The sequence below is a fragment of the Chitinophaga niastensis genome, from assembly GCF_003014755.1.
In the GTDB taxonomy this organism is placed as follows: domain Bacteria; phylum Bacteroidota; class Bacteroidia; order Chitinophagales; family Chitinophagaceae; genus Chitinophaga; species Chitinophaga niastensis.
This window is the reverse complement of sequence record NZ_PYAW01000005.1, coordinates 520326-538531: the sequence shown is the minus strand read 5'-3', so window position 1 is coordinate 538531 and position 18206 is coordinate 520326. Positions and strand designations below refer to the sequence as shown.

General features: G+C 42.6%; 1 protein-coding gene. It reads right to left on the bottom strand.

The features are described 5' to 3' along the window. On the bottom strand, positions 1-17502 hold a 17502-nt coding region (locus CLV51_RS22905; RefSeq protein ID WP_106530412.1), incomplete at its 3' end, for a hybrid non-ribosomal peptide synthetase/type I polyketide synthase. Positions 17503-18206: the final 704 nt, after the last annotated feature.

Here is an 18206-nt window from a genome sequence, read left to right as displayed (position 1 = left end):
CAGTTGACTGGAACGCTCATCCAGTTCACCATAAGTGAGCACACTATCCTCAAAAACCAGGGCAATTGCGTTTGGCGTCTGCGCGGCCTGTGAGGCTAATAAATCTATGATAGTATGATCTGTATCAGGAAGCCCGGCACCCACCTTGCTATCAAACAGGGTCAACAACTCCTGTTCCTCATCTTGCGTTAGCATCGGCAGGAGATCTATCTGTTGAGAAGGTTCTTTTACAGCAGACCGTAATAACTGTACGTAATGATCTGCCATGCGTACTATTGTTTCTTCCCGGAATAAATCACTGCCATACACTATCTCTATCTGTAAGCCGTTCTTGTTTTCAACCAGAAAAAAGGTGATATCAAATTTCGCAGTTTGGATATCTACTATTTCCTTCGACAATACAAGTTCTCCCAAGTGAAGTTCCGGTGCATCAGCAGCATGCTGCATAGCAAACATCACCTGAAACAAAGGGCTTTTGCCTGGGTCTCTGTTTTTCACAATGGCTTCCACCACTTTTTCAAAAGGTACATCCTCGTGTTCGTAGGCATTTAATGTTGTTGCTTTTACCTGCTGTAATAAGGATATAAAAGACGGATGATTGCTTACATCACTGCGTAAGGCCAGTGTATTGACGAAAAAGCCGACCAGGTTTTCCACTTCCTGTGGCTGCCGTACCGCTGTGGAGGTGCCTACGCAGATATCCGTCTGATTACAGTAACGATACAGTAATACTTTAAAAGCCGCCAGCAATGTCATAAACAGGGTAGTATGCTGCTGATGTCCCAATAACCGTAGCTGTTCATACAATTCCTTATCCAGTACAAGTCTTATACCCGCACCATTCGTACGCTGACCCGGAGTACGTGTGTAATCAAGAGGTAACTGCAACGTACTCACATCTTTCAGTGTATGCTTCCAGTAGTCTAATTTTTTAGTTAATATATCAGCAGATAAATATGTTCTCTGCCAGATGGCATAATCCGAATACTGAACGGACAAAGCAGGCAATTCAGCCTGGCGGGCTTCAATAAAGGCACTATAGAGTTCAACCAGTTCTTTTACAATAATATTGGCAGACCATCCATCTGATGCAATATGATGCATGATTACTATCAGCACATATTCATCTTTATCCAATACTATTAAATGTGCACGTAACATGTGATCAGCAGACAAATCAAAAGGAGTGGCAATTAAAGATTGTATATAGGATTGCAAGGCCCCCTGATCTTCCCTGTAGCTCAAATCATCTGCTATCATCAACTCCCATTCATCTTTATTTTTTACCTGTTGATATGCTATACCATCTTCCGCTATGATTACTGTACGCAGCACTTCGTGGCGATTGATGATAGTTTGTAATGCATTAGTCAATGCGGCAATATTAAGTCTTCCTTTCAATTTCAATATAGCAGGAATATGATACTGCATGCTTCCTTCCAACTGGTCAATAAACCACAAACGTTCCTGGCTATACGATAACGGAATATTTAGAGGCCTTGGTCCCGTTTCAATAGCAGGAAGCAATAGCCCTTTATCCGTTTTCCGGATGTATGCTGCCAGCAGCGTGATTGTAGGATATAAAAAGAAATCCTTTACTGTCAGTTCTACCTTTAATTCTTTCCGGATAGCAGATACTACCCTGGTAGCCAGCAATGAGTGGCCTCCTGACTCAAAGAAATTATCATGGATACCTATACGGTCCGTGCCCAGCAAAACCTGCCATATATTAGCCAGCTGTATTTCCATTGCTGTAACCGGGGCCTGGTAATTAATCACACTCTTTCGATGTATATCTTCCCGGTGATTTAAAAATTTCCGGTCGATTTTACCATTAGCCGTTAATGGCAAATAATGTAATGGAACAAATTCAGATGGTACCATATACTCTGGCAACTGCTTTAACAGGTTATTGCGAATGTCCTGCTCCAATAGTTCGCAGATATCGCCATATAACGGAATGTTGGTAGTAGCAGTACGGAGATCATCATTATTCCCGTATACAGATGAAATAAAACCAGGGAAGGGAGCCTGTTCCAGTAAAAGATTTATTTTAAGCGGGTCTTCGTCCAGCAGAAAACGGCAGTGATATCCTTTATCCTGTGCCAGTAATAGCAGTTCATTCATTGCAACCATATTACTGTCCGGGTTTTCAATATATTTAGACAGATCTCCCACAGTGATAATAGCTGAATCCTTCAATCCGTGCTCCAATTGTATTTCTTTCCATAATCTTGTATTAGGCACGTCCTGCAGCGCTACCACCGGAGCACCATTATTCAGTTGTACCATAGTCTTCTGCAGATCAGTTAACAAATTCCAGGGCTGCCAGGATGGCGTCATCACAGGTTTTACAACCCCTACATAAATCACTACAGTATACCGGTATAAAGTTAATTCATTAACGTAGTCTCCCTTTTTCAACTGGATATCTACATGGGTGATTTCCGGGTAACGATTTTTAAGATTATAAAAATATTCAGGTGAAAAGCATAACTCTTCCTCTTTCAACAACTGCATATCCACACCCCAAACAAATTCCCTTTTACCAGCTCTTTCCTGAAATTTATCGATGCTCAATCTGCTCTTCAGTGATTTTAATAATCTATTATCACGTACATCACCAATTACTATCCTACCACCATTTTTCAAACAGGAGATACTTTTTTCGAGTACACCTGTTAAGTATTGTTCGCCGGGGAAATATTGAATAACAGAATTCAAAATAACCAGGTCTACTACTTCATCTTCATCCAATGTTACCTCATGCGCAGCCGCCACCCTTAGTATGGTATGTGGATACTCCTTCTCTCCCTGGCTGATCCTGTTGCGGATCTGGCTAACTGATACACTGGAGAAATCAGTACCTATATACTTCTTTATGTGCCCTGCCAGCTGATAATAAATCAATCCCGCACCACATCCGATTTCCAGTACCCGTTCCGGTTTTTCAGACAATATTACATTTACAATATCATCCAGCCATTTCCGCATATCGTCTTCCGGGATAGCTTTACCAGTGAAAGTATCATTCCAGCCAGTGAGATTAAATTCTTCCTGTGAAGTACCCTCTTCTACTGTTCTGTTATATTCTGTTTCCCAGAGTTCCTGCCAGTTTTCTGCCTGTTGCAGATACAATTCCTGCTCTCTTAATTTTACCGCCTGGTGGTCTGGCACGTAGTAACTCAGCAGTCGTTTTGTATTTGCTTCCGCTTTCACCAGTACCACTGCCTGGTTTACCAGCTCACTTTGTTGCAATGCACTTTCTATCTCTCCCAGTTCTATCCGATAGCCCCGCACCTTCACTTGGTCATCTATCCGGCCCAGGCATTCAATATTACCATCCGGTAACCAACGCCCCAGATCACCTGTGCGATACATCCGCGTAGAGGAAACTGTATTATACGGATCTTCAATAAATTTTTCTGCTGTTAATCCAGGACGGTTAAGATACCCACGGCCAACGCCAACACCGGATACACATATTTCTCCCGCTACTCCTACCGGGCACAGTCGCTGTGAATTATCAAGAATATAGATGTTCAGGTTTTGTATTGGTTTTCCCAGCGGAATATTTGTACGTGCAGGAGTTTCATACATAAAATAATGGCAGATATCATCCGAGGCTTCTGTTGGTCCGTAGGCATTCACTACAGGAATACTTCCATAAGCCGGATGCCGGAACCACTGCGCCAGCAATGGTTGATGGATTACTTCACCAGTAACAAGTAAATATTCCAGGCTGCGCAAAGTAACTTCTGGTTCTTCCTGTAACACAGCAGCCAGATAAGAAGGCACTAATTCCAGTATGGTAACCTGATCTTTGTCTATCTCCCTGATCAGGTTAAGCGGATCAGTAATAAGGTCTGTCCCGTAAATGATGCAATGGCCTCCGCATAACAATGATGCAAACATTTGCCATATGGATATATCGAAGGTATAGGAGGCCGTATAAGCAAGGATCGTTGAATCATTCACCTTCAGATCATTGATCTTGGCAAATAAATGATTCAGCATTCCACCGTGTTCTATCATCGCACCTTTAGGCTGCCCTGTTGATCCGGATGTATAGATGACATACGCCAGGTTGTCAGGAGATATAGTAGCCGGTAACGGCGTAACTGGCAAATCTGCCGTCATAACTGTATTACTCTCAGCTACCAGTATTTCAATGCCGGCCCAAACAGGCATTTTTTGCTTTAGTTCACTATTTGTTACGAGTATCGATGCATTACAATCTTCCAGGATATAGATAATCCTTTCCGCAGGATATGCCGGATCTATCGGCACATAAGCACCTCCGGCCTTCATGATTCCCATGATCGCTATAATCATATCCAGAGATCGCTGCAGGCAAACTGGCACCAGTGATTCGGCTTTAACACCTTTGCTGCTAAAGTAACGCGACATCTGATTGGAACGATTATCCAGTTCTTTGTAGGTAATACAGGTATCTTCAAATACTACGGCCACCGCATCAGGAGTACGTGCAGCCTGTGCCTGGAACAGATCTATGAAAGTATTGCTGCGCGGATAGTCAACTACAGTATCATTAAATGCGATCAGCAGTTGTTCTTTTTCTTGCGCGCTGAACATGGACAATGAGCTAACAGGTATTTCCGGCGATCTGAGTATGGACCAGAGTAATTGTTCATAATGCGCAATCATCCGGGTAATAGTATCCGCAGAGAACAGGTCAATACAATATTCTACATACCCATTTAAACCATCTTCATCTTCTTCAAAACAAAAACTCAGGTCAAACAATGTAGTAATATGCTCAATTGGCAACTTTGACAAATGCAACTCTCCCAGCTTCAGTTCAGACGCTTTCGGTGTATTAAACAGCTCAAACATTACCTGAAACAAGGATGTTCTGCTCATATCCCTCTCCTTTTCTACTACCTCCACCACTTTTTCAAATGGCACATCCTGATACTCATAGGCATACAGGGTAGTTTGTTTTACCTGTTGCAGGAGTGTTATGAAAGAAGGTGCATTACTCAGATCGCTGCGTAATGCCAGTGTATTAACAAAGAACCCTATCAATCCTTCTGTTTCTTCATGTGTTCTGCCAGCTATAGAAGTGCCTACGCAAATATCCTCCTGACCGCTGTAACGATATAACAATACTTTGAAGGCGGCCAGTAACGTCATAAACAAAGTAGCGTTCTGCTCATCAGCGAATATTTGCCATTGATTACATAAATCGCGGCTTAACCTGAAGCTTTTTTTCGCGCCCCTGATACTTTGAATAGCCGGTCGCATATAGTCGGTTGGTAAGTTCAAAGGTTCCAGCCCGGCCAGCTTTTCTTCCCAGTATGCCAACTGTTTGTTTAGCACCTGCCCTGAAAGATAGGCACGCTGCCAGATGGCATAGTCAGCATATTGTATAGGAAGAGGGGCCAATGTGGCACTCCTTCCTTCTACACCGGCGGCGTATAATTCCATAATCTCTTTTATGAGGATTGGCAGCGTCCATGCATCACCGACAATATGATGTATGGTAATAACCATGATGTGCTCATTCTCAGAAAAGCGGATCAAATGCACCCGTATCATGTGATCTTTTGACAGATCAAATGGTGTAAATATCAGGTTGGATATATATGTTTGTAATGCATTGGGGTCTGTTTCAAGGGTAATATCATCAACTATCATCAGCTTCCATAGGTCTTTCTCCTGCACGCGCTGATAAGCTTGCCCCTGTTCCTGTGTAATTACTGTCCTCAATACCTCATGGCGGTTAATAATAGTTTGCAGGCAATCTTCCAAAACATTTATATGTGATATACCCATGAGTTTAAAGGCAGCAGATATGTGATATTGCACACTGCCCTCCAGCTGATCAATAAACCATAAACGTTCCTGGCTATATGACAATGGAATATTTAACGGCCTCGTTACCGCCTCTATACCCGGTAACAATAGCCCCCTTTCCCGTTCTTTTAGATAAACTGCAAGGCTGGCAATTGTAGCGTATTGAAATAAGAGATTAACTGCGATCTCAATCTGCAATTTGCTGCGCAACATCGATACAAAACGTATCGCCAGCAGAGAGTGGCCCCCTGATCTGAAGAAATTATCGTTTATCCCTACCCGTTGCAAGCCAAGCAATTCCTCCCAGATCGTTACCAATGTCTGCTCTATCATGTTACGGGGCGCCACATATCCACTTGTCAACATTGAGCTTGCATCCGGTTCGGATAAAGCCTTCTTATCAATTTTACCATTGGCAGTCAGCGGTAGTTCTTCCAGCTCCGACAGCAATGATGGTATCATATATTCCGGCAGCTTTTCTTTCAGGTAATCAAAGATGCCGTCCCTGTTAAATGTTCCGGAAGGCACTATATAACCCACCAGTTGTTTATCGCCTGTACTGTCTGTTTGGATCAATACTACCGCCTGCCTCACCAGTGCACATGCCTGTAATACGGTTTCTATTTCTCCCAATTCTATCCGGAATCCACGGATCTTCACCTGATCGTCCATACGACCCAGGTATTCAATATTTCCATCCGGCAGCCAACGTCCAAGATCCCCGGTTTTATACAGGCGGCCTCCCCATTCCTTGCGATAAGGATCGGGTACAAATTTCTCTGCGGTCAGTTCCGTGCGATCCAGGTAGCCACGTGCAACACCAGCTCCTCCTACACAGATTTCACCAACTACACCTATCGGGCACAGATTGCCGTGTATGTTGCATATATATATCTGTACATTTTCAATTGGTGTTCCAATTACTACAACATTATTTTCCCGTAATGGCTGATCGGTCAGGCTTGTACAAACTGTATTTTCCGTAGGCCCGTAAGCGTTAACAAGTCGTATACTTTTAGACATTATGTACCGGGCATCCTCTCTGTTTAACGCCTCACCTGCTGATACCACTGTTGTTACAGGGCCAAGCACATTTTTGATAATATGCAAATAGGAAGGCGGCAGTGTAACCACTTCTACCCTATGTTTTTCTACAAAAGCACCAAAGCTTTCTTCCGATAACAAATCTTCTTTCCCGGGCAATACCAGTACTCCTCCACTCATCAATGTATTGAATATTTCATAGCAGGAAGCATCAAAGCCCAGGGAGGCAAACTGAAGTGAGGATGTGCCTTCTTTCAGGCGCAGTGCATTACGCTGGCTTAATACCAGGTTCACCACACTACTATGCTCTATTAATACTCCCTTGGGGGTGCCTGTAGAACCTGAGGTATAAATCACATAGGCCAACTGAGTGGCAGTAAGTGATACCTTGGGCGCCATTGACGGATAATTGTCGATAATTTCCCAGTCCTTGTCCAGTAGAATCACTATAGGAATCGTTAGTGGCACAGATGCAAGACAGGCACTACTGCTCAAAACTATTAAAGCACCAGTATCTTCAAGTATGAACCCAATACGCTCTTCCGGATAGTCGGGATCAATGGGCACATAAGCTCCTCCTGCTTTTAATATCCCTAATATCCCTATGATCATTTCGGGTGACCTTTCTAAACAAACCGGCACCAGTGTTTCCGCTGTAATTCCTTTACTGCACAAGTAATGCGCAAGCTGGTTGGAACGCTTATCAAGCGTTTCATATGTCAGTTGCTGTTCTTCAAACTTTAACGCTATAGCATCTGGCGTACGGGCTGCCTGCGCTACAAACAAACTGATAAGTGTTTCATTTGCCTGCTTTGTGTTAGTAACAACCGTATTGTTGAAATCTACCAATAACTGCTGTACTTCGGCAGGAGCCAGCATGTTAAATGTGCTGATCCGATCATTGGGTGCTTTTACAATAGCCCGTAATAACTGCTCAAAATGAATAATCATCCGGTCTATGGTTTCCAGTCGGAACAGATCAGTACAAAATATTACGTTTCCACTTAAACCACCGGTGCTCTCCCGGATACTAAAAATCAAGTCAGATAATGTGCTCACCTGCCCGGTTTCTTCCCGTATTAAATGCAGGTTATTTAAACGCAGCTCCGGTACGTCAGGTGTATTGTGCAATTCGAATATTACCTGGAACAAAGGAGTTTTGCTTAGATCTCTTTCCTTCACCACCACTTCTACTACTTTCTCAAATGGTACATCCTGGTGTTCGTAAGCTTCCAGCGTAGTATGTTTCACCTGATGCAGTAGAGATATAAATGTCGGATCGTCTTTTAAATCACTTCGTAGAGCCAGCGTATTAACAAAAAAGCCGATCAATCCTTCTATTTCCTGAAGTGTTCTTCCCGCTATAGGGCTACCCACACAAATGTCATCCTCACCACTGTAACGATGTACCAGTACATTAAAAGCTGTCAGCAATGTCATAAACAAGGTAGTTCCTTGCTGATGCGACAATGTGTGCAACTGTGCAGACAATTCCTGATCAAGAAAGAATTTGCGATCTGCCCCCCGGGTGCTTTGAACTGCAGGCCGGGTATAGTCAACAGGTAAATGCAATGAAGCTACTCCAGACAACTTATCTTTCCAATAACTGATTTTTTTATCCAACACATCACCTTGCATATTGGTACGCTGCCAAACAGCATAATCTGCATATTGCAAAGGCAGTACAGGCAATTTTGCAATACGGCCTTCCACAGTGGCATTGTATAATTCCACCAGCTCTCTGATAATAATGCTGATAGACCAGCCATCTGAAGCTATATGATGCATTGTGAACGCCAACAAGTACTCTTTCTCATCCAATAGAAATAAATATGCCCGCAGCATATGATCAGCAGACAAATCAAAAGGGATCGTAATTAAAGACTGAACGTAGGATTGTAATGCCTTTTTATCTTTCTTATATATGGTGTCATCTTTCAATATCAATTGCCAGTGATCTTTCTCTAACACACGCTGAAAAGCAATACCATCCTTTTCTTCTATCACTGTGCGCAGCACTTCATGGCGATTTACGATGGTTTGCAATGCATGTGCTAACCCCTCCCGGTTAAGATTGCCTTTAAGCCTGAAAGTAACAAGCGTATGATACTGCGTACTCCCTTCCATCTGATCAATAAACCATAAACGTTCCTGGCTAAAAGACAATGGAATAATGGCCGGTCTGTTCCCCGGCATAATTGCAGGAGCTGTGTTTTTATCAACGTGAAGACCAATACGGGCCATCAGGGAAGAGATGGTAGGATAGTCAAATATATCACCGATCGTTATTTCAATGCCCAGCTTCTTTCTGATGGCGGATATCAAACGTATCGCCAGCAGGGAATGACCTCCCAGTTCAAAGAAATCATCATGGATACCTACCTCCTGTGTTTCTAATAGTTCTTCCCAGATATCCGCCAGCGCTTTCTCCACTATATTGCGCGGAGCTACGTAAGTACGTGTATGTTGTACAGATATATCAGGATCAGGCAATGCTTTTCTATCTATTTTCCCATTTGAGGTTAACGGAAAGTTTTCCAGCTCCACTATCTGTGTTGGCAGCATATACTCTGGTAATCTTTCTTTCAGGTGCGCATAAATACCTTCCCGGTCAAAATTGCCTTCCGCCACTACATACCCCACTAACTTCCTGTTTTCCTCTTCTCCCTTTATCATTACAACAGCCTGACTTACGAACCCACATCGCCTCAGCACATCTTCTATTTCGCCCATCTCTATGCGGTATCCACGCAATTTCACCTGTGTATCAATCCTGGATATAAAAACTATATTACCATCAGGTAAATACTTTACCAGGTCTCCAGTTCTATATAATCGCGTTTTATTTATTCCATCAAAGGAATGCGTTATAAATTTCTGTTCTGTTAATAATTGATTATTCCAATATCCCCTGGCCAGGCCATCCCCACTGATGTATAATTCACCAGCTACTCCAACCGGGCAAAGTTCCATGTTATGATTTAAAATGTATACCTGTGTATTGGAAAAAGGGCGCCCCAACGGAATGATACCAGTTTCGTGGATGCTGTCATCAGTTACCTCATACATCAGTTTTCCTATAGTCGTTTCCGTTGGTCCATAGTGATTAACTATTTTGCATGTACCGCCATTCTTCCTGATAAGGGATATGAAATATGCAGGTAAAACATCTCCCCCGAAAATTAATAACCTGGCAGGTATCAATAGTTTTTCGTCTGCTGCCAATGCTTTCCAATGCGATGGTACTATTTTGAGGCAGTCTATCTGTTCTCTAATAAAATATTGTTGCAACAGGTTAATATCATTTACTGTTGTTTTGGAAAACAAGTGTAATGCCCCACCGGCAGACAATGAACTATAAATAACCGTATTACCCAAATCAGTAGAGACACCAGATACTAATGCGAAAGACCGGCAAGCAGCAATATCCAGGTATTCTTTTAATCCGGATAAATAATCTATAAGGTTCCTGTGCGTGATCATCACTCCTTTAGGATTACCTGTAGAACCTGAAGTATAAATGATATAAGCAAGATGATCTGCTGTTGCGATACCCGTAAAATTACTGTCTTTCTCCTGGCTGATAACAGGCCAGTCTTCATCTATCAATACCTTAACAAAGCCATTGCCTCCGGGTATTTTTGAGGCACTGGCAGTGGTGCTTACTACAACTGTAGCTATAGTATCTTCCAATACCCAGGCTATCCGGACTGCCGGATAGTCTGGGTCTACAGGTACATAAGCACCACCGGCTTTCATGATACCTAATATACCCGTAATCAGGTCTGCTGACCTTTCCATACAAATAGGTACAGGGCAATCCGGCTTCACACCCAACCGCACCAGGTGCCGGGCCAATTGATTTGAACGGCCATCCAACTCCCGGTAAGTCAGCTTCGTTCCTTCAAACATTACAGCAATGTTATCCGGCGAATGTGATACCTGTTCTTCAAACAGGTCCAGGATGGTTTTATTTGTTGAAGAAAAAGATAGCCTGGCAGGAGCAAAATCTTCCAATAACTGGTACCGCTCCTGTTCAGTCAATATTTTCAGGGCTCCTATCTTTGTTTCCGGTGCAGTAGTAACAGCGCTTAACAATTGCTCAAAATGGCCGCAAAACCTTGCAATTGTATCTTCTTTAAATAAATCTTTACGATATTCTACGATCACATTTATACCTTCGGCGCCTTCAGACACCACAAAAACCATATCAAATTTTGCAACCGTGTAGTCAATTATTTCCCTGGATAACTGAACCGATCCTAAACTGAATGCTGAAATATCGGGTCGCTTTTCTGCTCTGAATACTACCTGGTACAACGGATTCCGGTCCTGCATCCTGTTCTTCACTACTGCTTCTACTACTTTTTCAAAAGGAGCTTCCTGGTGCTCGTAAGCAGCTAACGTTGTTTGCTTTACCTGTTGTAATAACGATGTAAATGATGGGTTGTTACCCAGGTCACTCCGCAGCACCAATGTGTTCACAAAAAAGCCAACGAGTCCTTCTACCTCTTCCTCCATTCTGCCGGCCATAGGGCTCCCTACACAAATGTCTTCCTGCCCGCTGTAATGATATAACAATACTTTAAAGGTCGTTAAGAGCGTCATAAACAAGGTGGTACCCTGCTCACGTGATAACACCATTAACTGATCTGATAATTCCTGGTCCAGCCGGAATCTTTTATCTGCGCCACTTAAACCTTGTACAGCGGGTCGCGTATAATCAGTTGGTAACTGTAACGTAGTAACTCCCGCCAGCTGATTTTTCCAATAAGCGATTGCTTCGCTCAGTCTCTCCTCTGACAAATATGCCCGCTGCCGCAAAGCATAGTCGGAATACTGCATCGGCAAAGGGGGAGTTTGTGCCGGGCGTTTTTCTACAAAAGCCGTGTACAGTTCTACCATTTCGCGTAAAATAATTTCTGCCGACCACCCATCAGATGCAATGTGGTGGGTCATTACAACCAGGATATGCGCTGCTTCAGAAAGCCGGATTAAATGGGCGCGTAACATATAATCCTCCGATAAATCAAAAGGAGTATGTATCAATGTTGATATATATGCCTTTAACTCCTGCGGATCCTCTTTAAGCAGGTCATTATCAATTGTGATCAACTGCCAGTGATCTTTATCAAGCACAAACTGATAAGCCAGGTCCTCTTCCTGGCGTATCACCGTTCTGAGCACTTCGTGGCGGTGCACGATATTTTGCAATGCAAAGCTCAGGGCTGTTGGATCAAGGGAGCCATCCAGCCTCAAAACCATTGGCACGTTATATTGTATACTACCTCCGTACAACTGATCAATAAACCACAGGCTCTCCTGGTTAAACGACAAAGGAATGTGTAATGGCTTTACTGGCTGGCTGTTGCGCTGAACAATGGGTTGGTCAGGCAAAGAGACTTCCTGGTTATCCTTTATCACATGGCCTGCTTTCAGTTGCCCGGATAATAACTGAAATTGTTGTCCGAGCATGTCAACAAGCTGTTGTTGCAATGCCAGGAACTGATTTTGTATACTGGCTGACAAAGCCTCAATAGCCTTTACCGCTGTAAGTTCACTATCCGGTGATTCCGAAGCCTGTGGAGCCGTTTCAGCAAAAAAACCTGGCGGTACATTTGCTTCAATATATCCTGCCAGTAAATCAAGTGTAATCAATTGATCAAAAAGCTGCCTGACAGAAAGTTTAATCTTATATTCTTTTTCTACGCTCCGTATCATACTGCTTAGTATGAGAGAATCAGTACCAAGGAGCATAAAATCAGCATGTATATTAATTTCAGCAGGTGGTATCTTCAATGATTTACCTAATAAATTGCTTAAATATGTGAGTATTACCGTACGGCTATTTTTTGTTGCCAGGGTACTATCTCCTATATTATCCGGTATTACTGTTTCCTTCCCTGGCAAAGCGGGTCTATAAGGAACCCTATTACCTGCTGTTATCCAATAATGCTGACGCTGGAACGGATAGTTGGGCAGCGGCACTTTACAATGCGTGTGATCTGCATAAAAGTTTTCCCAATTTACAGCTATACCTTTTACATGTAGTTTCATAATGCTTTGCAACATGGTACTCCACGATGATTTCCCCTGTTGCATGGCAGGAAACAGGTTATCATCTTCAATAGCCCATGTTAATTGCGCCATCGATAAAAGATGTGGTTGTGGCCCTAGTTCCATCAGCACTTCACCGTTCAGCTGTTTTATTGCTTTTATACTTTCAGAAAAATATACTGGCGACATAATATGCCTGCACCAGTAATCACCATTAGCTATCTCGGTGGTTACCACCTTTCCGGTAACATTTGATACGAAGTCGATCGATGGTTGCTGATACCGTATACTCGCCGCTATTTCACTAAATTCTTCCAATACCGGCTGCATCAGCGGAGAGTGAAATGCATGCGAAACGACCAGTTTCCGGCTCTTAACACCGGATTTTCCCAATGCAGATAATACGTTGTTAAGCGTATTTTTATTACCGGAAACGACTGTCAGTTCAGGAGCATTCACAGCAGCGATAGACAATTCACCAGCATGCGGGTGAATAACTTCAGCCACCAATGCTACAGGTGCATATACTATCGACATAGCACCTGGCGTATCAAGTGCCTGCATTAGTCTACCCCGTTCTGTAACCAATCTTAATCCATCATCCAGACTGAATACACCGGCCACATATGCGGCAGCGTATTCTCCTACACTATGTCCTGCTACGATATCAGGGTATATACCCCAGGATTGCCATAATGCGGCCAACGCACATGAGATAGCAAATAATGCCGGCTGTGCAAATGCGGTTTGATTCAATAATGCATTTCCTTCTTCTTTATCTTTCTCATATAACAGTGTAGTTAATGAAAAGCCCCAACATTTTTCCAGGAAAGCATCACAATGATCCATTACTCCCCTGAATACCAGGCTATTTTCATACAGCTCCTGACCCATCTTCCAATATTGTGCGCCCTGGCCCGTAAAAAGCCATACCAACTTTCCTTTAGGTGCGGACAAACTTCCCTTCAACACCCTGCTATCATCAGTATTATTTATAAACGCGTGCAAATACTGGTATATGTCATGCCTGGATGTAACTTCAACGGCTAAACGATATTCGAAAACATCACGGGTAATGATGCTGCTATAAGCGATATCTTCCAATGCAGTAGTGGATTGTACTGCCAGAGCAATATACTGTTCAGCTGTTGCCTGCAATGCAGCCGGTGTTTTAGCAGATAAGAGCAACGGATAAGACGGTAATGTCCGCGCTTCAATCCCTGCCCGATTTTTATCAATTATCCCTTCTTCCAGTATTACATGCACATTGGTACCACTCAAACCGAAAGCACTTACTGCTGCCATTCTTTTTTCTGTACTGGGCTGCCATTCCGTTAATTGATCTGCTACCTTTATCATCATATCATTCCAGGGAATAAAATGATTGGGGTGCTGATAATGAAGACTGGCAGGAATCTGCTGATGCTGTAAGCATAACACTGTTTTTATGAAACCAGCAATGCCGGCTGCAGCTTCCAGATGCCCGATATTGGTTTTTACAGCACCTATCAGCAGGCGCTGTTCAGCAGTATGCAGGCGCCCGTAAACATTATTTAATGCCAGTACTTCAACAGGATCTCCCAGAGGCGTACCGGTACCATGTGCTTCTACATATTGTACTTTATCTGCACTGATACCGGCATTGGCCAGTGCCTTTTCAATAACATGTTGCTGTGCAATCCCGTTGGGAGCAGTAAGACCATTACTTAACCCATCGTGATTGGCAGCAGAACCTGTAATAGTAGCAAGAATATTATCTCCGTCAGCAAGTGCATCACTGAATCGTTTCAATACAACTACACCGCAGCCTTCTCCTCTTACATATCCGTCAGCATTGTCATCAAATGTTTTGCATAAACCAGATGGTGAAAGGGCTTTCATCCTACATAACCTGATAGTAGTATCAGGTGAAAGCATCAGGTTAACACCACCTGCCAATGCCAGCGAACATTCTCCTAACAAAATATTCTGACAGGCCTGGTGCACGCTGAGCAGTGAAGAGGAGCAAGCGGTATCCAGTTGCACAACCGGGCCATGAAAATCAAGCATATAAGCTATTCTTCCTGCTGCAATGCTTCTTTCTATCCCCAAAATGTTAAACGCGTTTTCTAACTGTGAAACGTCTACGCTATTATGAACAAGATGCTGGTAATCATCCGTTCCTACCCCTATAAAAACACCACTGTTACTACCCCTCAAATCTGACGGCCGGAGTTTCGCATTCTCCAGTGCCTCCCAGCAAACCTCCAACAATAATCGCTGCTGTGGATCCATCCAATCAGCCTCTTTTGGTGAAACTCCAAAAAATGAAGGATCAAACTGGTCTACCTGCTCAATAAATCCACCATAGCGGGTATACATTTTACCGGGAGCATCCATATCAGGGCTAAAATAATCGTCGACATTCCACCGGTCCTGTGGAATAACGGTAATGGCACTACGTTGTTCACGCAGCAATTTCCAGAAAGCTGCCGGTGTGCTGATTCCTCCGGGGAAACGGCAACCAATTCCAATTACAGCAATCCTATTATCGGTCACCTGGCTGACAATGTGTTGTTTTTTCCTGCTGCTATCTGTGCTTATTCCGGAAAGATGTGCAGCTAAAGTGTCTATAGTAGGGAAATTATAGACGGCCGTATTGTCTATTGTTACCTGCAGCCAGGCTTCCAGGTCTACAGCCAATGTAACCGCAAGCAAGGATGTCATTCCGTATGATGCGAAAGTATGTTGTGTATCCAGATCTGCTACTGTGAGATGGAGCCTCTGTTGCAGCCACTGCTGCAACCATTGTCGGATCACTTCAGCATTATGAAAACCAGTAGCATTATCCTTGTCAGATAATACCGGTCCATTTTTACTAATGACCATATTATTTAGTTCCGCTATTTCGAGGATAACTTCATTATAGGTTCCTTTCCGGTATTCTTCTACAAAGAAGAACCGTTTCACCTTACCGCTTGTTGTTTTATGTATTTTCCTCACCGGCAGCACATGCTTTACTTCCAGTCCAAATTTGGCGGCGATAAATCTTTTTATCTCAGTTATTACCGGTTGAAATTTTTGTACAGAAGATTTATATAACACAAATACCGCAATACCTTCTGATCCTGTTTCTTCGTCAGGTACCCCACAAACCACGACCTTTCCTGTTTCAATACCATCCAGCTGTTCAAGTGTTTGCTCCACGTCATGCGGATATACATTGGCACCATTTACGAAGATGATATCTTTCACTCTTCCTATCACATGCAGACATCCCCCCCGCATAAAACCTGTATCACCAGTATTCAGCCATCCATCTTTTTTAATCACAGCCTTTGTTGCTGTTTCATTGTTATAGTAACTGCTGGTAACTGCATCTCCTTTGATCCAGATGATACCTATATGACCATCTTTCAGTTCTTTTTCCTTTTCATCAGTGATCTTTACTGTTACGCCATCGATCACGTAACCAAGGTTCACTACTTCAGCATAGTCTGTACTATTTCCCTGTATGGCTTCTTCAGGAATCGCGCATCCTATGGTCATAGCATCCCTGCGCAGCATGATGGTTCTGAGTGGCATATGGATACCGGCAAAAGTTACTTCGAGTGATGCTTCAGCCAACCCATAACCTGCACACATGGTCCGTGGATGTAAATGGAATTTCCCGAGGGTATCTATAAATGTGCGACACAGAGAAGCCGATACCGGCTCTGCACCATTCAGAATAATCTTTACACTGGAAAGATCAAGGCCCTTCCCTTTTTCTTCTGTAAACTGATTCAGATAATATTTATAACCGAAGTTGGGAGAGCAGGTAATTGTAGCCCTGTACTCAGATACCTTTTGCATCCATAGTAACGGGTTCCTGATAAACAGATCTGTAGGTATCAGATACTGATTTACACCAGCCCCTATAGGAAAGAGGTGAAAACCGATCAATCCCATATCATGTGTAAGCGGCATCCAGCTGAGATAGCTATCTTGCTCACCACACTGATGTGCACTTGTTGCCGCATAAATATTTGTGATCAGGTTATGATGTGTGAGCACCACGCCTTTTGGATTACCTGTAGAGCCGGAAGAAAACTGGAGAAAAGCAATAGCATCCGGTGTAACAGGGTGTATAATGCCTACCCCTGTATGTTCTTTTGCTTCTTCAACAAATAGTATTTTATCAAAAATCAACTTATCTGTGGCTGTATCGCTATGTATCATAGCGCGTAATTTTTTATATTGCGCCCGGCTGATAAACAGGGTTGGATTATTTAAAAATGTTTTGATATTAAAGAGCTTTTGTACATTTTCACCATGATGCGCCATCGCAACGGGTACAGGTATGATTGCACCAAGTATACATGCCCAAAAAAGTTCAATAAATGTTTGACTGTCTTCTATTTGAAAAACCAGTTCATCACCGGGTTTTAATCCTTTATCCTGCAAATATTTTAACCATGATAAGGCAGTAAGATAAAGCTGATGATAAGAAAGAAAATCTCCTTTGTTGGCAGCTCCGATAAAAGTTATCCCTTTGTCTTTAATATCTTTTTGTTTTATTATTATCTCCACCAAAGTCTGAGGTGCTAATATATTCTCCATAAAATCGGGTTATATAGTTGATGGTTTTTTACAATAGTGTTGAGCAGAAAGTTTAAAACAGGATTGCATCACATCGCACTACAGAGCGGGATGCATCAATTATTATAAATTCGGGTAAAAGATTACGGTAGCCTGTCTGGCTATTTTAGTGAATGCGGAAAATTAATTGCTGGTAAAGGGGCGTAGGTAAGATATGGACAGGTTAAGATTGATAAATATATTTCCATATAATATTCGCAGATACCGACAAATAAAAACAAAGCTTCGCTTTCAGTAAACTACAAATGTTACTGGCAGTAAGGAAGTGTATGGAAAAAATGATCATTGTAATAAGCTCAGTTGGTCATTAAACTCATTACATTTTTGCAGAGCGGGAAGAATAATACACGTGGCTCAACGTTTTACGTAAGTGTTATGCGGTTTAAATTTTTTCTTGTGACGGGTTATTTAAATCAGTAATAAAAAAAATCCAACGAGCAATGAAAACCATGAGGAAGATAAATAGTTTGATCATACAAGACTAGTAATATCTATTTGAATTAGTACAAAGTATTAGTCAGATCAGTATATCCAGTTTGATTATGGTCTGTATTTTTGAGGGAATCCACACTTTTACTGGTAAAGCTGTCGCTCATGCAAGTACAATTTACTTGCAGATTAAGACGGGTATAACACAATGTTGTTTATCTGTTTTCTAACTCGTA